The 22,919-nt window shown below is 48.7% G+C and carries 14 protein-coding genes and 1 pseudogene; all 15 read left to right on the top strand.

Annotated elements, in window-relative coordinates; translation table 11 throughout:
• Positions 1 to 155 precede the first annotated feature (155 nt).
• The 15 genes and pseudogenes from ACGK9R_RS16785 (at position 156) to ACGK9R_RS16715 (ending at position 22,828) form a co-directional block, all read left to right on the top strand.
• Positions 156 to 1,544 (top strand): MBL fold metallo-hydrolase RNA specificity domain-containing protein, encoded by a 1,389-nt coding sequence (locus ACGK9R_RS16785; RefSeq protein ID WP_394583409.1) that lies wholly within the window; start codon positions 156 to 158, stop codon positions 1,542 to 1,544.
• Between the two features lie 41 nt (positions 1,545 to 1,585).
• Positions 1,586 to 1,936: a four helix bundle protein gene (locus tag ACGK9R_RS16780; protein WP_394583407.1), complete on the top strand. Its 351-nt coding sequence runs from the start codon at positions 1,586 to 1,588 to the stop codon at positions 1,934 to 1,936.
• Between the two features lie 126 nt (positions 1,937 to 2,062).
• Positions 2,063 to 2,512 (top strand): annotated as a pseudogene (locus ACGK9R_RS16775) (ABC transporter ATP-binding protein); the annotation flags it as partial.
• A 575-nt stretch (positions 2,513 to 3,087) separates the two neighbouring features.
• Positions 3,088 to 4,407 (top strand): UDP-glucose dehydrogenase family protein, encoded by a 1,320-nt coding sequence (locus ACGK9R_RS16770; protein ID WP_394583406.1) that lies wholly within the window; start codon positions 3,088 to 3,090, stop codon positions 4,405 to 4,407.
• 61 nt (positions 4,408 to 4,468) lie between these two features.
• Positions 4,469 to 5,740 (top strand): nucleotide sugar dehydrogenase, encoded by a 1,272-nt coding sequence (locus ACGK9R_RS16765; protein ID WP_394583405.1) that lies wholly within the window; start codon positions 4,469 to 4,471, stop codon positions 5,738 to 5,740.
• A gap of 3 nt (positions 5,741 to 5,743) precedes the next feature.
• Positions 5,744 to 8,191 carry a glycosyltransferase gene (locus ACGK9R_RS16760; RefSeq protein WP_394583403.1) on the top strand — a complete coding sequence of 816 codons (2,448 nt, stop codon included), beginning with the start codon at positions 5,744 to 5,746 and terminating at the stop codon, positions 8,189 to 8,191.
• Positions 8,192 to 8,195: 4 nt separating this feature from the next.
• A complete protein-coding gene (locus ACGK9R_RS16755) occupies positions 8,196 to 9,125 on the top strand; it encodes a hypothetical protein (RefSeq protein WP_394583401.1) in 930 nt (309 codons plus the stop codon).
• 101 nt (positions 9,126 to 9,226) lie between these two features.
• Positions 9,227 to 9,895 carry a hypothetical protein gene (locus tag ACGK9R_RS16750; protein ID WP_394583399.1) on the top strand — a complete coding sequence of 223 codons (669 nt, stop codon included), beginning with the start codon at positions 9,227 to 9,229 and terminating at the stop codon, positions 9,893 to 9,895.
• Entirely contained in the window at positions 9,892 to 10,533 is a 642-nt protein-coding gene (locus tag ACGK9R_RS16745) for a methyltransferase domain-containing protein (RefSeq protein WP_394583397.1), read from the top strand. Before ACGK9R_RS16750 ends, ACGK9R_RS16745 begins: the two co-directional genes overlap by 4 nt.
• A gap of 164 nt (positions 10,534 to 10,697) precedes the next feature.
• Positions 10,698 to 12,539 carry a glutamine--fructose-6-phosphate transaminase (isomerizing) gene (glmS, locus tag ACGK9R_RS16740; RefSeq protein ID WP_394583394.1) on the top strand — a complete coding sequence of 614 codons (1,842 nt, stop codon included), beginning with the start codon at positions 10,698 to 10,700 and terminating at the stop codon, positions 12,537 to 12,539.
• Between the two features lie 124 nt (positions 12,540 to 12,663).
• Entirely contained in the window at positions 12,664 to 14,013 is a 1,350-nt protein-coding gene (glmM, locus tag ACGK9R_RS16735) for a phosphoglucosamine mutase (protein ID WP_394583392.1), read from the top strand.
• Between the two features lie 345 nt (positions 14,014 to 14,358).
• A complete protein-coding gene (locus tag ACGK9R_RS16730) occupies positions 14,359 to 15,693 on the top strand; it encodes an ATP-grasp fold amidoligase family protein (protein WP_394583390.1) in 1,335 nt (444 codons plus the stop codon).
• A gap of 47 nt (positions 15,694 to 15,740) precedes the next feature.
• Complete coding sequence (locus ACGK9R_RS16725) at positions 15,741 to 17,357, top strand: glycosyltransferase (protein WP_394583388.1); 1,617 nt, start codon at positions 15,741 to 15,743, stop codon at positions 17,355 to 17,357.
• A 45-nt stretch (positions 17,358 to 17,402) separates the two neighbouring features.
• On the top strand, positions 17,403 to 19,736 hold the full coding sequence (locus ACGK9R_RS16720; RefSeq protein WP_394583386.1) for a hypothetical protein: 2,334 nt from the start codon (positions 17,403 to 17,405) through the stop codon (positions 19,734 to 19,736).
• A complete protein-coding gene (locus ACGK9R_RS16715) occupies positions 19,733 to 22,828 on the top strand; it encodes a glycosyltransferase (protein WP_394583384.1) in 3,096 nt (1,031 codons plus the stop codon). The genes ACGK9R_RS16720 and ACGK9R_RS16715 overlap by 4 nt, the downstream gene beginning before the upstream one ends.
• The last annotated feature ends 91 nt before the right edge of the window (positions 22,829 to 22,919 follow it).

Raw genomic sequence — 22,919 nt, 5'->3', positions numbered from 1 at the left:
GGAGTATTACCCCCATACAAGGCGTCACATGACGCTGGGTGGCGTGACACCCAGCACTTATGCCGCCGCTTGTTAGTACATGTGTCTACTAAATTGGGGGCACTCCAACGATTCACCACTCACCACTCACCACTCACCACTCACGACTCACTACCATGCTCGATATCCTCCACCACGGCGGCGCCACCGGCGTTACCGGCAGCTGCCACCAGCTCAATCTCAACGGCGAAAACTCGCTGCTGGTCGACTGCGGCCTGTTTCAGGGCGAGGATGCAGAGGTGGACACGTTCGAGCAGCTAAAAATCGAGTTCGATATCACCACCGTAAAAGCGCTGGTCATCACCCACGTGCATATCGATCACGTAGGCCGGCTGCCTTACCTACTGGCCGCGGGTTTCAAGGGCCCCATCATTTGCTCCATACCTTCGGCCAAACTCCTACCTTTGGTGATCGAGGACGCCCTCAAGATCGGCTTTACCCGTAACGCCCAGTTGATAGAGCGCTTCCAGGCACAGCTCGAGTCACAAATTGTCGGCTTGGAGTACGGCCAGTGGCACACGATAGCCAAGGATGACGCAATCCACACCCGGCTCAAACTGAAGCGGGCAGGACACATACTCGGCTCGAGCTACGTGGAAGTAAGCCATCACGATTTGGCCACCCAGCAAAAAGAGCGCGTGGTGTTCTCGGGCGATTTGGGCGCACCCCACGCACCGTTACTGCCAGCCCCAAAATCACCCCACGGCTGCGACCAACTGGTACTGGAAAGCACCTACGGCAACCGCACCCACCCCAACCGCCAGAACCGGCGCGCGGTGCTCAAACGCGCCATCACGCAAGCGCTGGAAAACGATGGCACGGTCATGGTGCCTGCCTTCAGCATCGGCCGAACGCAAGAACTTTTATACGAGCTTGAGAGCATCATTTTCGAGGCCAAAAAGGCCAAGTGGAAAGAGCTCGAGATCATCGTCGATTCGCCACTGGCCGCGCGTTTTACCAGGGTATACCGCGAGCTCAAACCCTACTGGGATGCCGAGGCCCAAACACGCCTAAAAAGCGGCCGCCACCCGCTAAACTTCGCCAACGTCTACACGGTAGACTCCCACGAAGAACACCAGCAAACCGTTAACTACCTGGCCTGCACCGGCCGGCCCGCCATAGTCATCGCCGCCAGCGGCATGTGCGCCGGCGGGCGTATCATGAACTATCTGAAAGCCATGCTGGCAGACCAACGCCACCAGGTGCTGTTCGTAGGCTACCAAGGCAGCGGCACCCCCGGCCGCGCCATTCAGGAGTACGGCCCCAAAGGCGGCTGGGTCGAGATCGACGGCGAGCGCATCGACATCAAGGCCGGCATCACCACCATCAGCGGCTACTCCGCCCACGCCGACCAAAAGAACCTGCTCGATTTCGTCAAGCGTATGCACCGTTGGCCGCATAGCATCCACCTTGTGCACGGCGAGCAAATTGCCCGGCAAGCGCTGAAGCAAAAGCTCGAAGCGATGTATGAGCGGAAGGGGCGATCGGTGGGGGTAAGAGCGTAAATCGTAAATCGCTAGTCGTTAGTCGTACAGGGTGTAGACGTATGCGTAAGCATCAGGACTTGAAAGCTTGGCAGTTAGGCATGGATCTGGTAGAAGAAGTCTATCGATTAACTGCCGTGTTTCCCTCTGATGAGAAATTCGGACTAGCCAGTCAGCTACGACGCGCTGCTGTCTCTATTCCCAGTAATATTGCCGAAGGCGCGGCTAGAGGCAGCTCAAAAGATTTTATTCGGTTTTTATTCATTGCACGCGGCTCACTAAGTGAGATCGAGACACAGCTATTAATTTCACAACGGCTTCAATATCTAGAAGATATAACGCAACCAGTCGAGCTAATTCATAGAGTTTCAGGTTTATTGGGCGGGTTGATCCGTAATTTGCAAAGCCGATAATCATTCACGATTCACGATTCACGATTCACGATTCACGATTCACGATTCACGATTCACGATTCACGATTCACGACTCACGACTCACGACTCACGACTCACGACTCACGACTCACGACTCACCAATAAATGATCGAAATCAAAAACCTCTACAAACGCTACCACAACCACCACGGCAGCGACTGGGTACTCAAGGACATCAACGTTACCATCCCTACGGGAGTAAGCGTAGGTTTGATCGGTGCTAACGGCGCAGGCAAGTCCACGCTTTTACGGCTGATTGCCGGTATGGATAAGCCCGAACGCGGCGAGGTCATTCGCCACAGCCGTGTTTCCTGGCCGGTCGGGCTTTCAGGCGGAATGCAAAGCAGCATGACCGGCCGGCAGAACGTCAAATTCGTGGCGCGAGTGCAGGGGAGTAGCAACGCTGAGGTACAGCGCATCATTCAGTTCGTCGAAGACTTCGCCGAAATCGGTAGCGCCTTCGATGAGCCCATTCGCACTTATTCGTCTGGTATGCGCTCGCGCATCTCCTTCGGGCTCTCCTTCGCGTTCGATTTCGACGTATACATTTCCGATGAAGCTACGGCCGTAGGGGATCGCGCCTTCAAGGAAAAAGCCAAGCAGCTTTTTCAATCCAAGGTAGGTGAAGCCTCACTGATTATGGTGTCACACGGTGAAGGTATACTGAAAGACTTATGCCAAGCTGGCCTGTACATCAAGAACGGCAGTGCGTATTGGTACGACGATATCAATGAGGCAATCGCTGCTTACCATGTCGATGTCGACGCTAAAAAAGCCGCTGGTGAAAGCGAATTACCCAAGGACGTAATAGGTACGCGCCACTACCTGACCGAGTGCCACCTGATATTGAAAGGCGCTCAGGAAACCCTGAATGAATTGATGGAACAAAGCGCCTCGGCCGAGCAGATCGCCGCCGCCAAGCAGGAAGTAAACACAGCGGGCAAAACGGCCCGAGATGTACGCCTGCATCTCGAAGCGCTTGAAGAAAAAGAACGTCACGGCAAGAAGTGAACGTTAACCAAGCCTGACAATAAAAAAAACCTATTTTCCACATTTCAGGTAAATAGGGTTTCTTTTTTATCGAATCAAATAGTATTTAATTTTTTATAAAAGCGACGTCGAAACTATTTATGAATATTACAGTGTTCGGTACAGGCTACGTAGGACTGGTAACAGGCACTTGTCTGGCTGATGCAGGCCATCACGTAATGTGTGTGGATATAGATGCCCAAAAGATAGAGCGCCTGAACCAGGGCATCATACCCATCTATGAGCCTGGGCTGGATACCATGGTGAAGCACAACTGTACAGATGGGCGGCTCACGTTCACGACTAATGCAGAACAAGCTGTCCAATTTGGCACCCTGCAATTCATCGCCGTAGGCACCCCTGCTGATGAAGACGGCAGTGCCGACCTGCAGTACGTGCTGAAAGTAGCTGAAACCATTGCAAAGCACATGAACGGCTACAAGGTCGTGATCGATAAATCGACCGTACCCGTAGGCACCGCTGAAAAGGTACGCGATACCATCACACAGACCCTTGGTCGTATGGGCAAAGAAGCCGAGTTTGATGTGTGCTCCAACCCCGAGTTTCTAAAAGAAGGGGCCGCAATCGAAGACTTCACAAAAGGCGCGCGAATCGTAGTAGGCACCGACAGCCCCCACGTCGAAAAGCTTATGCGAGAGTGTTATGCACCCTACAACCGTAACCATGAAAAGATGCTGTTCATGGATGTACGTAGCGCCGAGCTAACCAAATACGCGGCCAACGCCATGCTGGCCACCAAAATCAGCTTCATGAACGAAATGGCCAACTTGGCGGAGCGTTTAGGCGCCGACATCGAGCAGGTGCGCCAAGGCATCGGCTCAGACCCCCGTATCGGTTATCACTTCATCTACCCCGGCTGCGGGTATGGTGGCTCCTGTTTTCCAAAGGATGTTCAAGCACTGGCGCAAACGGCCCTGCAGGTGGGCTACCCCGCAGAGCTATTAACCGCCGTGGAGCGCGTCAACGAGCGTCAGAAACAGACCCTCTTCAACAAGCTGCTAAAAGCCATGAATGGGGAACTGAACGGAAAAACAGTTGCCGTATGGGGGCTTGCGTTCAAGCCCAATACCGACGACATGCGTGAAGCGCCCAGCCGCGTACTGATGGAAGCACTTTGGCAAGCTGGCGCTAGGGTGAAAGCCTTTGACCCCAAGGCAATGGAGGAAGCGGTGCGAATTTATGGCGACCGCGAAGATTTAACCTTGTGTGAACGCGTGGAAGACACGCTACGCGATGTAGATGCATTGGTAATTTGCACTGAATGGAAGCAGTTTAGGGCGATGGATTTGCGAAAAGTAGTCAATACGATGAAAACTCCCATCATCATTGATGGTCGCAACCTGTTTACCCCTCAAGCAGCGAAGGAGGCGGGAGTAACTTATGTCAGCGTAGGACGATAACCCAAGCGTAAGTAAACGAATCAAACAGTAGAATCATATTAATTTTTTTAGAGTAATAAAGATGAAAGATACGAAAGTTGCGGTTATTGGCTTGGGCTACGTAGGACTTCCGCTGGCAATCGAATTCGGCAAGCAGTACCGCACGATAGGCTTCGATATCAAGTCGCATCGTATCAACGAGCTGAACGAAGGAATCGACAATACGCGTGAAGTGACCGCCGACGACCTGAAGTCAGCCCCGCACCTTGCCTTTACCAGTGTGGAAGACGACATTCGCGAAGCGAACGTCTACATCGTGACCGTGCCCACTCCCATCGACGACCACCGCCAGCCGGATTTGACACCGCTGGTCAAGGCGTCCGAACTGTTGGGCCGAGTCATCGACAAGGGTGACGTGGTGATCTACGAGTCCACGGTTTACCCCGGCGCCACGGAAGAGGATTGCATTCCGGTGGTGGAGCGTGTTTCCGGGCTTACATTCAACCAGGACTTCTACGCCGGTTACAGCCCCGAGCGGATCAATCCCGGTGACAAGGAACGCCCCGTTGCCAAGATCATGAAGGTCACCTCCGGCTCGACACCGGAAATCGCCGAGTTCGTGGACCAGCTCTACAAGAGCATCATCACCGCCGGCACCTTCAAGGCCAGCAGCATCAAGGTGGCCGAAGCCTCCAAGATCATCGAGAACACGCAGCGCGATGTGAACATTGCACTGGTCAACGAGCTTTCCATGATCTTCAGTCACCTGGGAATTGACACGCATGACGTGATCGAGGCAGCAGCGACCAAGTGGAATTTCATCAAGCTGCAACCCGGCCTGGTCGGCGGTCACTGCATTGGGGTAGATCCCTATTACCTCGTTCACAAGTCCATGTCGGTCGGCCATATTCCCGACATCATCCGCAAGGCGCGTGAAATCAACGATGGTATGGCGCGTTTCGTGGCTTCAAAGCTGATCAAGGCCATGATCGAGAAAGGACAGGTCATCAAGGGCGCCAGGGTGCTGGTCATGGGCATGACCTTCAAGGAAAACTGCCCGGATATCCGCAACACCAAAGTGATCGACCTGATCAACGAGCTGAAAAGCTACAGCATGAACGTGGATATCCACGACCCGTGGGTAGACCCGAAAGAAGTAGAACATGAATACGGTGTCAACGTGGTACCTTACCTGAACGAAGGGGAGTACGAAGCCGTGATCATCGCCGTGGCCCACAACGAGTTCAAGGCATTGGGCCATAACGGTATTTACAAGCTGGGCAAGGACGTGACGACATACCTGGATATGAAGAACGTGCTCGGTGATGAAGGCAAGGATGAAGTGAGGCTCTAAGGAATGAACGCAATAGTAGAAAAAGATATGGATCGCATTCGGAAATCCGTTTTCTTCGATGCCGAATGGTATGTTAATACATACAAAGATGTGTTGTTAACTGGTATTGATCCAGTTACGCACTATCAAAAATACGGTGCTTTATTGGGTAGAAGTCCTTCAACGTTTCTTAATATAAATTTTTTTGCGTCTTTAACAACAGAGAGGGGGGCCCTCTATGAGTATCTAAATTACAAACAAAATGTATTAAATAAAATAAAAAAAGCTCAACTTTCTTCTTTGGAAAATGATTTTAAAGATACAGCAACTCGTGCTGCCAACCAATTCGTGTTAAATAATAAATTTAGTAAGGCGGTTACATATTTGAAAAGATATGGTGATATAGATCAAGTTGGCGCATTACCTTTGATCATGGCTAATAACTATTTAAAAAAAGATAGAATAGGTCACTATTTAGCCTGTTTTAATGCGTATATAAATAAGGTTGCAAATGTTAAGGATTTCGTTTTAGATGAAAACTTTCTAAAAGAAAGATTTTTTTTTAAAAATATAAAATCTTTAAATCATCCGAAGATAAATAATAAAGAAAAAATAACTATTATCATGGCAGTTTATAATTCTGCTGAAACTATTAGATATTCTATAAGGTCTATTCTTGAACAGACTTATACTAATATACAGTTAATCGTTATAGATGATGCTAGTAATGATGGAACCATAGAGATAATTAAAGAGGAGATATCGCTTGACCCAAGAGTACTGTTAATAAAAAATGAAAAGAATGTAGGCCCTTATGCCTCAAAAAATTATGCTCTTAAATTCGTTCAGGGTAAGTATATTACATGCCACGACTCTGATGACTGGGCATACCCTACAAGGCTTGAGCGTCAGCATAAAAAGATGCTTGAGGCTAAGTGCGTTGTAAGTACAGTAAAAATGATAAGAATTAGTAAAGAAGGTCTTTTTACTAAAGCGACGCAAATCAGTGAAAATACTAAAGATGGGTTCTATAGAACAGCCTTTGTTTCAGCAATGTTTGAATATGAATTCTTCAAAAGGGAGTTAGGAAGTTGGGATGTAGTACGTTTTGGAGGCGATAGCGAAATTATAAAACGTACTAAGAAAATTGTAGGCGAAAATGGTTTTTATAACCTTGAGTTTTTAGGTTTACTTTGTCTGGATAATACTGAGGGTTTAACAGCCAGAAAAACAGGAAAGATCAATAATTCAAGAATAAATTATAGAGAAGCATATAGTAATTATCATGATTCAGGTCAACCCTTAGTATACGAATTTCCATCATTAACTAGAAAGTTCGAGTTAAAAGATAATGATATTAAAGTCAATGAGTATGATTTAAAGTTTAATATTGATAGCAATGCCAAGAAAAATGAGCTTAATGTTGATGTTTGCATAATAACTAACTTGCGTTTTCCTGGGGGCAATGCTAGCTCTACTATTGATGAAGTTAATACATGCATAAGTAATGGTTTAAGTGTTGTGGTTGTTCACTGTTCTCCTGAAAACACAAAGTTGAAGACTATTTCTGAAAGATATTTAAAAATTAAAAATAATATCATTGTTAATTCGCTAAAAATAAATAGCATTACATGTAAGTATCTCATCATTAGGCATCCATTAGTAGTAACCTCAAAAGCCTTTAAAAATATTGTAAAAAAAGTAAATTATGATAGTTTTGGAATTGTGGTCAATAATTCCGAAAAACGTGGGAACGGTGCAGAAGCCTATTCTTATAAAGAGTTTAAAAAAAATTTGCAGGTTTTACAAAAAAGTAAAGGGTGTATATATCCTTTAAGTAAAAGTATCAGAGAGGAATTAATAGTTAGAGAAGAAGTGTATGGCGTTCCTATTGCCAGTTATAATTGGCATCCTCTTTTCAATGTAGATGATTATGAATTTAAGCCCAAAAAAAATACTACCAATATCATTAAAGTTGGTAGACATGGCCGGGATCATGTTGATAAGTGGCTATCTTCGAAAGAGTTAATTGAAAAAATATATCCCAGTGATGAAATTTTTAAGATAAGTATTTTAGGAGGAGCTGATAAAGCTAAGGATATTTTACATGATATCCCATCAAATTGGGAGGTTCTTCCTTTTGGTAGTGTCGATCCTAGTGTTTTTCTACATGATTTAGATTTTTTTGTTTATTTTCCTAAACCTGGGCTTAATGAAGCTTTTGGCCGAACAATTATGGAAGCAATTTTTACAGGTACTCCTTGTATTTTGCCTAAAAGGTTTAAAGATAATTTTGGAGATTTAGTTTATTATGCAGAGCCAGAAGAAGTTAAGAGCTTAATTAAAAGATTGTTTCGCGATCAAAAAGGGTTGCATGAAAGGTGTTTAGACATTTATAACAAAGCGAAACGTGAATTTGATTCATCAAATTTAATTAAAAGAATGAATTTAAAGGTTAGTGAAAAAGGTTGAAGTCATGGAATTAGTTGCTACTGATATATCGCAATTTCGTTGCCCATTAATACATTGTAATGATACAAGAGCTTTTTTCGATTCTTTTTCTTTTAATAATGCTGCCTACACTATTGCAGTTTCGAATGAATGTAAGCTAGATATCGAGGTCATCATTAATGATCCTCGAGTTATTGTTTTTGTTTTCTCTGGTGCTAAGTCAAATGATAAGGTTATAACTACACCATATTTTATGGCTAGAGGTTTAGGTGCTGGATTAGACGCATCAATTGTATATGTCAGTGATCCAAGTTACTACTTGCATAAAGACCTTAAGTTAGCTTGGTATGCTGGATCGAGTTCATATAGAGCACAAACTGAATTGCCTAAGATATTGTCATTTATAAGTAATAAAATTAATGCCGAAAGAAAAATTTTTTTTGGCGGAAGTGGAGGTGGGTTTGCCAGTCTTTTTTACTCTCGATTATTGTCTAATAGTATGGCTATAGTTTGGAATCCACAGATAAATATTAGTAATTATCCCGCGCCAGCTGGTCGTTACTCTGTAGTCGATTTCTATTCTAAATTAGCATTTAATACGAGCCGTGAAGCCTTAAAGAATTATATAGTTGATGATCTTTCATTGGAGTATGGTACTGCTAAACATGACAATATGGTTATATATATGCAAAATATCACCGATCATCATGCTGAGAGAGATTTAGCACCTTTTTTAGAATCGTATAATTGTCGATTACCAACCAAAAATTATTCTGGGTTTATTGATGATAACTTTTATTTGCATTATACGAATTGGAGTAAAGGGCATCGCCCTCCACCAAAAGCTGCCTTAGCATATCTGATTGAAAGATTTTCTAGGCCATCTCTTCAGTGGAGTAAAAATGTATTCCCCAAAACTTTTATGAAAGCTGAAAGATTTGCAGCTTTTGAATAGGCTTGCAAAAGTCTTTAGTTTTAGAGAGCTTAGGAATAATGTGATGATTGCATGTTTCATATTTTCAAGATGAATAAAAATTAATTACAAGTGGTGGGAAAATGCTTGTTGAAATGATGGGTCCATCAGGGGTTGGAAAAAGTACAGTTTTAGAAGCCTTGTTGAAAGTGAATTCTCTGGATGGTAGAGAATCAGTCGGAAAGGTTAATAATATACACGATCTAAGGTTTTTTTGTGATTTTTTTGGCGATCAAAGTTTTTTGGATGGCGTTATTAGTATTATTTCTAATTCTATTCTCCCACCTACAAAAAAAATGGCAGCTATCAAAATATTCAATGATACTGCTATTGAGTACGCAAAGAGCAAGCTTGAAAGATCCTCAGGTCGCGGGCATGGGATAGAAATTAAAGATGAATTCTTTTTGCACCGTTCATATGCTGTTTTATTGAATAGTTTTGAATTTGAAAAAGATGTAAAGTGGTATTTTAAAAATGTTCCAGCGCCTGATGCTGTTGTTATTTTTAAGGCAAATTCCGAAGTGATTTTAGATCGTATTAGGGGAAGAGGGAAAGTAGTTAATACTTATCTTTATCTCGATGATGAAAGTATAATTAATAAAATAAAGCGATCCGAGAAAATGTATTTTATTGCAGAGGAAGAGTTGGTTAAAAGGAATGTGCGAGTTTTTCATCTGAATGCAGAGCAAAATATCTCCAAGTCTGTTGAAAAAATAAGTGCAATTCTGGATTCTTTAAAGGAGTGCATATGAAGGAGTTTTTCTTCAGATTAGCCAGTGCTTCCCGCTCGTTCAGAAAAAAAAGTGGTAGACACACAATTCGAAGTCAAGATTTGATCTACTGTGCTTTTGATACTCTTAATTTAAAAATCTCAAGAGAAAGTGCACAACGGAGTGCCTCTGAGCGGTTTGAACAGTTTGCGTTAGTTCCAGATACCTGGAAAGGTGCACGCGTTCTCGACTTGGGTTGTAATAATGGAGCTATGCTTCTGCATGTATGCAACTTCGATATTGAATACGGGTTGGGAATCGAGTATGACGCGGATAAAGTAGAGTTGGCGAATGATATTGCGGCTTACTCAAACCTTGGTCAACTCAACTTTCAGCTAGGGGATATCGATTGCCTTAGCGCCGAGACGCTCGGTGTTTTTGATATCGTATTCGCCTTGGCGATCGAAAAACACGTGAATCGAACCGATGCCCTCTTTAAGCTACTAGGGGAGGTAACGGGTAGCGTACTGTGTTTTGAAGGCAATAGCGGCTGCGATATCGAAAGCGTCAAGAACACACTTCGACAGCATGGTTTCAAGCGGTTCGAAGATCGTGGCTTTTGTCAGGACGACATTCTTCCTGCGAACAACAAGCGCCCCGTACTGATTGCCTTCAAGTAGTCTGGCATCGGGCTCGGAACCGTTACGTCTCAACGTTCCCTTTATATGTGGGCCAGTGTGGTTTGTCTGTTAGGCCTTACGCTTTGCTACAGCATTTTATTCTTCTTTAATATTTTTTTACTTTGATAGGGCGTTGTGTCCTATTTTCACTATCAGGACCCATTATGTGTGGCATCGTAGGTGCGGTTAGCGCAAAGGAATGTACGAACTTTTTGCTCGCTGGGTTAACCACCCTGGAGTATCGCGGCTATGATTCGGCAGGCTTGGCCGTCTTGAATAACGGCTTGCAGCGTGCCCGTGCCAAAGGGCGTGTGGCGGAACTGGCCAGCAAGGTGGCCAAAGGCGATATCCAGGGGCAGGTAGGCATTGCCCACACTCGCTGGGCCACTCACGGCGTACCCGCCGAACGTAATGCCCACCCGCATATTTCCGAGGGGCTGGCGGTCGTTCATAACGGCATCATCGAAAACTATGAGTCTCTGCGTGAGCAGCTACAGGGGCTAGGATACGTCTTCACTTCGGATACTGATACCGAAACCATTGCCCACCTGATTCAAGCGTGCTTCAAAGGCCAGATTGGCGAGCCTGCTGAAAACCTGTTCTCGGCTGTCCAGTGCGCTGTCGCTCATCTGAAAGGTGCGTTTGCGCTGGCCGTGATCAGCGAAGAGGAACCGGATTGCCTGGTAGTCGCCCGCGAAGGCTCGCCGCTGATGCTGGGCATTACCGATGAGGGCCACTACGCCGCCTCGGATGCCTCCGCGCTCGTTTCCGTCACTCAACAAATGATGCATCTTGAGAACGGCGACATCGCTCGGCTGACGCGCGACGCGGTCATGTTGGTGGATGCACAGGGGCAGGCGGTCGAGCGTGAAGTGGTCACGTCGCATCTCAGCGCCAATGCGGTGGAACTGGGTGAGTACGATCACTTCATGCAGAAGGAGATCTTCGAGCAGCCCCAGGCGCTAGGCAACACGCTGGAGATGATCAGTGGGGCAGGGCAGTTGCAGCCCGGTATCTTCGGCGCCGAAGCCGCTGCGATCTTCGAGCAGGTCGATTCCGTTCTGATTCTAGCCTGCGGTACGTCCAGCTACGCGGGTTTGACGGCCAAGTACTGGATCGAGCAGGTGGCGAGTATTCCCTGCAATGTGGAAATCGCCAGCGAGTACCGTTATCGGCAAAGCGTGGCCAATCCCAATCAGCTGGTGGTGGTTATTTCCCAATCCGGTGAAACCGCCGATACGCTGGCTGCGTTGCACCACGCCAAATCCTTGGGGCATACCCATACGTTGGCTATTTGCAATGTGCCGGAATCCACCATCGTGCGCGAAACCGCGCTGCGCTTTATAACCCGCGCCGGGCCTGAAATTGGCGTAGCGTCTACCAAAGCGTTTACCACACAGCTGAGCGCGCTATTTTTGCTTACGCTTTTACTGGCCAAGACCAATCAACGTTTAAGTAAAGAGAACGAGAAAATCTATCTCGATGAGCTGCGCCATCTGCCTGTCGCCGTGGAAAGGGTGCTCTCTCTCGAACCCGATATCAAAGCTTGGTCACTTCAGTTTGCCAACAAACACCATGCACTCTTTCTGGGCCGCGGCCGCCATTTTCCTATTGCCTCTGAAGGTGCGCTCAAGCTCAAGGAAATTTCCTACATTCACGCTGAAGCTTATCCCGCAGGGGAGTTGAAGCACGGCCCGCTGGCCCTGGTGGATGCGGATATGCCGGTCATCGTCGTGGCCCCCAACGATGAGCTTCTCGAAAAACTCAAGGCCAACATGCAGGAAGTCAGTGCCCGGGGCGGGCAGCTTTACGTGTTCGCCGATGGCGACAGCGCCATACGCTCGACGAATGGTGTGAATGTGTTAACGATGCCGGAGCACTATGGCCTGCTTTCGCCGGTATTGCATGTAGTAGCGCTTCAGCTGCTTTCCTATCACGTGGCGCTGGTCAAGGGCACGGATGTAGACAAGCCCCGCAACCTGGCCAAGAGCGTAACGGTAGAGTAGAGCTGCTTTTCATTGTGAGGAAAGTTGCACATTTCTCTTTTGATACATTCCCTCGAGTGCCCAAACTCTTCACAATTCACAATTCACGATTCACGATTCACGATTCATCATTCAGGTAATCAAAATGCGTAAATACTTCGGCACCGACGGCGTTCGCGGGCGCGTGGGCGAATTCCCCATGACACCGGATTTCGCCATGAAACTTGGCTGGGCGGCCGGCCAGGTATTGGGCGCTGAAGGAGTTAAGGAAGTATTAATCGGTAAAGATACAAGGGCGAGTGGCTACATGCTGGAATCTGCCCTGGAAGCAGGCTTTTCCGCAGCCGGGGTCAACATAGCCTTGGTAGGCCCGTTACCTACACCCGGCGTGGCTTACTTGACCTCCACCTTCCGGGCGGATGCGGGGGTGGTCATCAGCGCTTCGCACAACCCGTTTTACGATAACGGCATCAAGATATTCGCCCAAGGTGGGCTCAAGCTGAGCGATTCCCAAGAGCAGGAAATCGAGGGCTGGCTACAGGTGGCCATTGAAAGTGGGATGACTTGTGTGGAATCCGATAAGCTGGGTAAAGCCCGCCGTATTGATGATGCTGCTGGCCGCTATACCGAGTATTGCAAGGCTACCTTGCCGAGCACGTTAAGCCTGAATGGCTTGAAAATTGTGGTGGATAGCGCTAATGGCGCCGCCTACAAGGTAGCGCCCGCCGTCTACCGCGAATTGGGCGCAGAATTGATCAGCATTCACGACACGCCCAACGGAGTGAATATCAATGCCGGGTGCGGCGCTACCTCCATGCAAAGCCTGCGCGCTGCGGTGCTGGAACACCAGGCCGATGTGGGTATCGCCCTGGATGGCGATGCCGACCGCTTGATGATGGTCGATAACACTGGCGCGGTGGTCGATGGTGACGAGCTTTTGTATCTATTGGCAAAAGATGCACAGTCCACAGGCTATACGGGCGGCGTTGTGGGAACTCAAATGAGCAACCTAGGCCTCGAGCACGCCTTGCATGCGCTAGGCGTACCCTTTCAACGTGCCAACGTGGGCGACCGCTATGTAATGGAGCAGCTCAAAGCCACGGGGTGGCGGCTGGGTGGTGAAGGCTCCGGCCATCTTTTGAGCCTGGACCATACCGCTACCGGCGATGCGGTGATCGCCTCGCTGCGTGTGCTTACGTGCCTTCTGCAGCAGCAAATGAATCTGTTCGATGCCAAGCAGGGCATGCAGAAGCTTCCGCAAACGCTCATCAATGTGCGCTTCAAGCCCTATGGTGAGGCAAGCCCCCTTGAATCGCCAGCGGTCAAACAAGTCGTAGCGGAGGTCGAAAGCAGGCTGGGGGGAAATGGCCGGGTGTTGCTGCGTAAATCCGGCACCGAGCCGCTGATTCGTGTGATGGTAGAAGCCACGAACGCCCAAGCCGCTGACGCTGCCGCCACGGATATTGCCGATGTGATTCGGGCCTCGGTAGGTTAGCCTGTTAAAGCCAAATGCTATTCAAATGATTGATAGAGTTGGGTTTAATGTAAGAGCGTTTGTTGGAACAAACGCTCATTTAAATAGGTAGGCAGATATCGGTAGATCAGGAAAAATTGTAGGAAGTGATGAATCGGCTCAAGATAAAGAAAGATGATATGGCCGTGCTTTGAATCAGCTCTTGGATTTTAGAGTTATCTGCTCAAAAGTCGTGCTTGAAATGGGTACATTCAAGCAAAATAAAATCTTGATTCTATCAATTATATGGTCAAAGCGCTGGAAGTCGTATCAGATAAGGTGTATACCCGTGAGCTATTTGGTTACGATTGAAGTAAGGAGCTGAGAGTGGGCTACCGGGTTTGGATTGACCGCTTAGAAGGGAATCAGCTTAAGGGTTGGGCTGCCAATATGGATGCCCCTGCTGAAGTAGTCAACTTACAACTTCTGGTTAATGGTGTTCCCGAAAGTGTGTTCAAGGCGGGCATCTTTCGAAGCGATCTCGAGCGTAAAGGCCTTTCGGACGGTTACAGTGGTTTTTCGGTCACTATTCCAGCACGCTGGTTAAACGGTGAAGAAACGTATTTCGAAGTCAGAGTAGCTAATAATGAGCCGTTTACTGAAGGCTGCCACACCCACACGACCGTTACTCCACTGCTACCTTTCAATGAGCAGCGTAAAAAGACCTGGTTTGTAAACCATGAGACGCTCGAAAGTCGTTTGATACGTCAGATTCATGAGCTTGATCACGAAAACTTCGATCATGATATTGGCCAGATCAGAGAAGCCTTGGTGAAAGAACCTGGCTTGATGATTCAAAACCTGGGGCTACTGGATAAAGCCAATACCTTATGGAGAGTTAAAACCTTTGAAGAGATCATGACGGAGCGCCACGATATCTGGTTCAGGAAGCAGGCCTGTAGCCTTGAGAATTGCTGTAAGAAAACTGACGCCAAGTGCGCTATATGGCAAAAAGACCTTGCCCTGAAAAAAAATATGCATCGTTTTGCAGTGGATTTAGGTCTAATGACGCCCACCGTATTGGCGAGCTTCGATGATCTGGAGCAGTTGCTGGAACTGGATTTGCCGCCGCGTTTCGTGGCCAAGCCGGATGGTTACGGGGCATCCACCGGCGTATTTGTAATCTCCCACGGCTATAATTTGTTGACTGGAATGAAGGCAACGGTTCATGACATCCATGATGAATGGCTCAAGCTCAAACAGCAAAACCCGCGCTGCTCGTTCATTGTGGAAGAATTTATAGAAGACGAATTTTCCACGAGTGAGATTGAGCACGACTATATACCGCTGGATTATAAGGTATACGTGTTTGGCGGTATACCTGTTCTAGTGTTGGTAGTCGATAGAAACTACCCCTATTACGGCTTGGCTCAGTACTCGGTTGATTGGCACAAACTAAACCTGCCTATCGAAAAAAACTATCCGCTTCTCAATGGCGTTAAAAAGCCTAAAAACCTTGAAGCGATCATCGAGGCAGCTCGATGCGTGGGCGAGAAACTCGGCACCTTTTGTAGGATCGATTTTTTTTCTTCCCAGGCCGGGCCCGTGTTTGGCGAGATTACGCTGCTGCCTGCCAATGGTAAAAACTTTACCGAGTTTGGTAATACGCTCCTCATGCAGTCGGCTATTTTGTTCGAGCATAGCTCGTTCTGGAAAAAATAAGTTTAGGCCTATAAAGTATCTAGATACTATCTTTTTAAGAAGAAATCATGACGGATATAACGCTGTTTGAGCAAAGCCCATGGTTCGATGCCGATTGGTATCAAACCCAGTACCCGGATGTGATCGCTTCGGGTCTTACCCCCATCGAGCACTACGCGACGTTGGGTGAGAAATGGGGTCGCTGGGCCGGCCCCTTCTTTCATTCGGGGTTTTATCGTAATCAGTACCCGGACATATCTAAAGCAGGGGTTAGTCCGCTTCTACATTACACCAAGCACGGTGAAGGAGAAGGACGCTGGCCGTTTGAGCTTGCTGCCCAGCGGTTGGAAATAGCGCTGTGGCAAGACAAAGATAAGCACGTTCTGTTGCGCTTAAATGAATTAATTCGCAGCGGCGGTGACTGGGAAGCAAGTTATGCTCATTGGGCACTGGCCAGGTGGTACGCTTGGCGGCAAGAGTGGGAAATCTCCGCTCACCACTTGAAAGAACGTTATTCATTAAGTAAGCAGTTGCCTGCTACCCCGGCCCCTTATCTGCTAGAAGTTGAGGTATTGGTTCAGAGAGGCGCATTGGCTCAAGCACTGGCTTGTATATCGACTCTAGCCGAGCGCTATCCTGATTATTCGGATACCCACTTGGCAATAGCTAATTTGTTATATAGTCAGCTGCACTCAAACAACGATATCCGCCGGGTGTCTGAGCTGGTTTCAGGTCAGAAGTACGCCCTGAATGAGCAACTGCGCCTTTATCACATTAACGCTATTTACCGCGCCGCTTCATTGGAAATGCTAGCGCTTGCACGAGATACCCAACCGCTAACTTTGGATAATTTAACCGCTATTGATGCTCCATCAGGTGACCAACATGATGATGAGCTTATACTTCCTTTAGTAACGGTCATTATGCCGTTATTCAATGCTGAATCCTATTTGGTTACGGCGGTCGAAAGCCTGCAGAAACAAACCTATAAAAATATTGAGGTATTGATCATTGATGATGCTTCTACCGATTCTTCTCCTGCTATTGCACAAACGTTTTGCGATCAAGATGAGCGCTTTCGCTTGATTCGCCAGCCTGGTAATCAAGGAGCGTATGCCGCACGTAACCGCGGGTTAGAACTTGCCCGTGGAGAACTAATTACCGTACATGACAGTGACGACTGGTCTCACCCACAAAAGCTTGAATGCCAAGTGCATGGTTTGAATCAACACCCGAACTGGAAAGCATGTTTCAGTGATTTTGTACGCGCCACAACCGAGTTGCGCTTCAGTCGCTGGCGCATTGAAAATATGGATGGCTGGGTTTACCGAAATACATCGTCACTTATGTTCCGTCGAGAAGTATTCGAAACGTTGGGATTTTGGGATGCTGTCAACGTGGGGGCTGACGGCGAGTATTTTCAAAGAATAATGGCCGCTTGGGGACCGCAGGCTTACGGCACTGTCAAAAAGGGAATACCGCTTTGCTTTGGTCGAAGCCTGCCACAATCGCTGAGCCAAGCAGGCCCTACACATCTTGTGACACAATTCAAAGGCTTGCGGTATGATTACCAACAGGCCTTCGCTCAGTGGCATTCAACTGCTGAGAAGCCAAGTGATCTATATATGCCCCAGCACCCTAAAGTTCGCCCCTTTCCAGCACCTCAGGGTAATCTACGTACATAACCTGCTACCCTTTGCGTCTATCAAGTCAGTATTAGGAATAATTTCGTGAGTGAACAGTCACAATCTTTAGCCAGTAACGCCAGTCAAGAGCTTGGTATCAAGCCGTCTATCAGCACCTTGGCTCAAGGCTCCATGTTTTGGCAGCCAGAATACAAGGAACCATCCTCTTGGCTTGAGCACCTGCCTTTTTTGTTCTGGCTGGTCGAGGCATTGAGGCCCAGCCAAACGGCCGTTCTGGGGGTCGAGTTAGTACCGCATTTTGCGCTCTGTCAAGCTATTACCCGTTTACGCTTAGGGGGGCATTGTTATGCAATAGGTGAAGCAAGCGACCAACAACGGGCCAGCCTGGAAGCGTACGGATCAGAGAATTTCGCGGGAACTAGCCTATGGATTAACACCAACCCTAAGCGAGCCATTCAGCAATTCGGTGAAGCCACGATCGACCTGCTACTGCTGAACGTTCCAGCCGACGATGACAGTATCGATTATTTACTGGATCGCTGGACTTCAAAGCTGAGCCCTCAAGCAGTCGTATTATTGCCCGGTATTTCCAAACGAGAGCCCGGCTGCCAAGCTTTTCGCGTGTTTGAAGAGCTCAAGTCTCAGTATCCACGTTTTGGCTTTTATCATGCCGGTGGGTTGGGCGTTGTAATGGTAGGCGATACCCCGCCAGCGCTGCTTCAAAATCTTTTGGCAACGCTCGAGTCCAACGCCTCCCAGCAAGTGGTACACGACATATTCGGCCGCTTGGGCCGTAGTTGTCAGGATAAAGTGATTGCTCAGCAGCACCAACAGTTAGCCAATACGTTACAGACTCAAATGAAAGAGCTGACGCAAGATTTGGCCGCCGCTAGAACCATGATCGAAGAGCAAGAGGGCCAGCTAAAAAAGCAAAAAAAACAATCGGCTGATTTGCAAAGCCGTATTACCGACCAGGATGAACACTTTACGCACGAGAAAAGTAAGCTGGAAGCGCGGTTAGGTTCATTAGAGTTGTTTAATTCTGAGCTCAAGAAAGAGCTTATGCGTAGGCATCGCCAAACCGAAGAGTGCGAACGCTTAAACCAGCAGTATGAAGAAACCCAGGCCCTGCAGGAGAAAGAGCGTGACCAGATTCAGCGAAAGAATGAGCAGTTAAAAAACGAGTACGATGAGCAGCAAGCTGAGCTCAGCAAACTGCGCGAACTGCTGGAGTCGCGCGATAACGCGATTCGAACGCTAACCGAAGAGCGAAGCTTGGCTAAAAATACGTGCGTCGAACTTAATGAAAAGATTCAGCAGTTAGAGCAGCAACAAGAAACGTCCAAGCATGATGCCCAGCGCCATGCTGAAGAAGTCGCGGCTTTAATCACCCGTTTAGAAGAGAGCGATCAGACATTTAATGAGAAAGACCGTCAAATTGCTCTTCAAACGCAGCGTTTAGAGGAGCAGGAAACGTCGTTAAATGAGCGTTTCGAGGAGCTTGGTCAGCTAACGCGCCAGCTACGCGATGCTGAAACCAGCGGCCAAAATGCCCAGCGTGAACTCGCTGATGTAAAAAGCCAGAACGAAACCTTGAGCCAGCAAGTAAAGGCGCTTGGGCAGCGAGAACAACAGGCGCAACAGCAAATTGATGAGCGTTTTCAGGAAATAGCCGTGCTGACCAACCTGCTTGAGGAGCGTGAAGCCCAGCAGAACCAGTCTAACGAGCAAATAGCCCAGTTAAAACATGAGTTGCAGGCGGCGCAAAAAGCTTCACAGCAACTTGAGGTAAGTAAAAATGAGCAGAAAGCGCATCTCGAAAACAGGTTGTTGGAAGCGCAGAAAGCCAAACAGCAACTTGAAGTAAGTAGAAATGAGCAGCAAGCTCAGCTCGAAAACAGGTTGTTGGAGGCGCAAAAAGCCAAGCAGCACAGCGAGGCAAGAATAAGCGAGCTAACACGTGCGCTGGACCAGGCAAACAAGGAAAATCAGCGGCAAAGTAATGAGCTGGCCACCTTGATCGAGCGTTTGGAATCTTATCGCCAGCCAGCGAGTGCGAACGAGTTGATACAAGAAGACGGGCCGGCTTCGTCTGCTTCTACCGTTCGTAAAACACCTCCGCTCACCAAGCGCGCCATGAAACGCCAAGTGGCGATGATAGAGAATAGCCGGTTGTTCGATGCGACCTGGTACTTGAACCAGTACCCGGACATTGCAAATGACCCTAAAATGGCCAAACAGCCTTCGCGTCATTACCTGGTCATGGGCGGTTTTGAAGGTCGCAACCCTGGCCCCGAGTTCGATTCTGCCTATTACCTTGCGGCTTATCCGGATGTCGCTGAAGGCGGCACCAATCCGCTGATTCATTACCTCAAATTCGGTGTGAATGAACAGCGCAGCATTAAGGCTTCAGAATGAATGTAGCGCTTGAAAAACAACTATTGGCGTCGGGCTTGTTCGATGAGCAGTGGTACCTGGAGCGCTATCCGGATGCTCGCCAAAGTGAACTCGCGCCTTTAGAGCACTTCATGTATTACGGCTGGTCCTTAGGGCGTTGCCCGGGGCCTGAATTTGACCCCGGTTTTTACCGTGAGCACTATGTAGACGTCGAGCTGGGCGGCTTCGATCCTTTGGAACATTACCTGGCCCATGGCTTGGCTGAAGGTCGTCAATCCAAACCACAGCCGGGCAGTCAGCTTCGTACACCTCGCATAGCGGTTGTCCTGCATGCCTACCATTTGGATTTAATTGCCCCCTTGGGCGAGCGTCTGGCGCGTTTGAAAACGCCTTTCGATTTATACATCACCACGCCACATACGGCGGATACACCAGAAATAGCTGCCTTGAAGAACCGCTTTGAGAGAGTCGAGGTGGTGCAAAGCGCTAACAGGGGGCGTGATATAGCCCCCTTCTTCAATTTGCTTCCTCGGTTAACTCATTACGAACTGTGCTTGAAGCTACATACCAAGCAGGGCGTAACTGCAGTGGCCAAGCAGTGGCGTGAAGAGTTATGGGATAGTGTATTACCCGAAGGGGCGGCGCTTCGAAAACTGATTGGCACGCTGCGAAGCGATGAGCGCCTGAAGCTAGCCGGCCCCAAGCGATTATTCATGAGTCAGCAGGCCATGCGGTTTGGTAACGGCAAATGGTTAACACTGATCGCACAGCGATTGAACGTACCGCTTGAAAGCGATTGGGGGTTTTTGGCGGGAAGCATGTTTTGGTGCCGCCCCCAAGCATTAATGCCGCTAGCCAAAGAAGTCACTAAACATCAGTTCGAACCTGAAACCGGTCAGCAGGATGGCGAGCTGGCTCACGCTCTGGAGCGGCTGGTTGCCGGCGTTATTCGTCCACAAGAAGGGCAGATCCTGCTTTTGGAACCTGGCGGTCAAGCCGGCGGTTTCTCTCTAATGTCCTACCAAGCACATATGCCGCTTGAGCGGACCATGCCCTCGAAGCTACTGGCTGTTCCGGTTGCTCATGCCCGGCGTAATGTATCTATATCGGGCGATTTAAATCTTGGCGTCAGCAATGCGATTCGTGGTTGGCTCGCCGATCGCGCCAACCCGGAGCCCCGCGACGCCATTATCCGAATCGACGGCACGCGAGAAATCAACGTGGCTGCCAGCCATTTTCGTGGTGATTTGCGCGATAATGGGCTTCACCAAGGTTACCACGCATTCGACGTTTACCCCCCGGCTGACTTAATTGATGGTGAGCAGCACGAGATCGAGCTGATCGATGCGCAGACCCGCCAATGCGTCGCCAAGAGTAAGGCGCACTGGGCGTTCAAGCGTAGCTTCACCAGCTTCTCTGGCTATCTGGCGCACGGATTAGTCGATCCATTTATTTCTCAGCCCTTCCGTGAAGAGGACAAGCGCTGCTTCGCCGCCATGGAAAACGTGGCTCGGCTTCTTGCCGCGCGCGCGCGCACGCTTTCAGAGCCGCCGCTGGTATCGGTTATCATGCCGTGCTTCAATCGGCTGGATACCCTGGAAGAAGCGGTAAACTCTGTGCTAGCGCAGTCGTATTCCAACCTGGAATTAGTACTGATCGATGATGGTAGCGACGACGGAACCGCCCAGTGGTGCCAGCGCTGCGCCAATGAGCACTCCCGGGTTAATGCGGTACTGCTTTCTAAAAACGGCGGGGTTTCAGCAGCGCGTAACCGGGGGTTGGAGGCTGCCCGCGGCGAGTACATCATGTATCTGGATTCGGACAACCGGTGGGATACGCGATTTGTCGCTGCCATGGTGGGTGCTTTTCAAGAGCTACCCGAAGCTGACGCGCTCTATTCCGGTTTATACCGTTATTATGGTGATAGCGATATACCGGCCGGAGTGATGTTTGGGCCACTGAATCTTTCGCTTCTTTTCAACCGCAATTATATCGACTTGAATACGTTTGCCCATACCCGCCAGGCGTGGCAGCGGTTGGGCGGTTTTGACGAAGCGTTGCCGCGCTATGTGGACTGGGATTTGGCGCGCCGCTACGCGTTAAACGCCGCGCTTTATTCGGTGCCGGTGATTCTTACCCACTATTACATCGATAAAGCGAGCAATTCGCTGACCAACAATTCGCAGTATCAAACCTACCTTCAGGCTGTGCGTGATAAAACCGGCGCTACCTATGCGTTCGCACCACCCTTGGCGAAAGCGGCGGCTTCCTCTTTGCCTTCGAAAAACGTCGTTGCTGCTTCGCTCGAGCGTGGCGTGGCCGTGGTGATTCCAAGCTACGAATCCCGCGACGATTTGCAGGAGTGCCTGCAAAGCCTTTACGCGCTGAATTTGGGCACCCAGCTGGAGATCGTCGTGGTGGACAACGCCTCTTCGTCGAGGGTGTGCGAATTCTTGCGCCAGGAAAACGAGGCTGGCCGCATCAAGGCGGTTTTCAACGAGGCGAATTTTGGCTTTACCCACGCGGTCAACCTGGGCATTCATGCTGCCAGCGCTGACTACGACATCGTGTTGCTCAACAATGATGCCCTCGTGACACCTGGCGCTTTCGAGGCGATGCAGGCAGCGGCCTATGCACTGCCTGAATGCGGATTAGTCGTGCCTCAGCAGGTGCTGCCCGGCGGGACTAAAACGCTCAATGACCACGTGCCGTTTGCCGATGCTCGCTACCCTTGCGATGTGAACATTTCAAAGCATCACGACAACGTTCGCCACGTGCCGCTGTTCCATGATGGTAAAACGCTGGAAATCTCCTTTGCACCGTTTTTCTGTGTCTACATCCCGCGTCACGTTTATCAGCAGACCGGTGATTTGGATGCCCAGCACGGGCGCCATTATCGTTCGGATCGCATCTATTGCGATGTAGTGCGTCATATTCTGGGCCTCAAAATCTACCACGTCAGCGATGCGCTGATTTATCACAAGCTGCAAAAATCGACCGATGAGCTGGCGGGTAAAAAAGAAACGGATTTCGACATCATGTTCAAGAAAAACCGGTGGGACCCCGTCAATAAAGAGCGTCTTGGCTTTGTAGATGCACCTTGGGATATCTGAATTCACTGCAGTTGGGCAGCGGTAGCGCACGTTAGTGCGCCTTACCTGTCCAAGCTGAATTACTGCATCGTATTCGAGATGTCGTCGGTAG

Source organism: Halomonas sp. HNIBRBA4712, assembly GCF_043558675.1.
Classification (GTDB): domain Bacteria; phylum Pseudomonadota; class Gammaproteobacteria; order Pseudomonadales; family Halomonadaceae; genus Vreelandella.
Note: the sequence above shows the minus strand (reverse complement) of the source record. Positions and strands in the feature narration are given on the sequence as shown.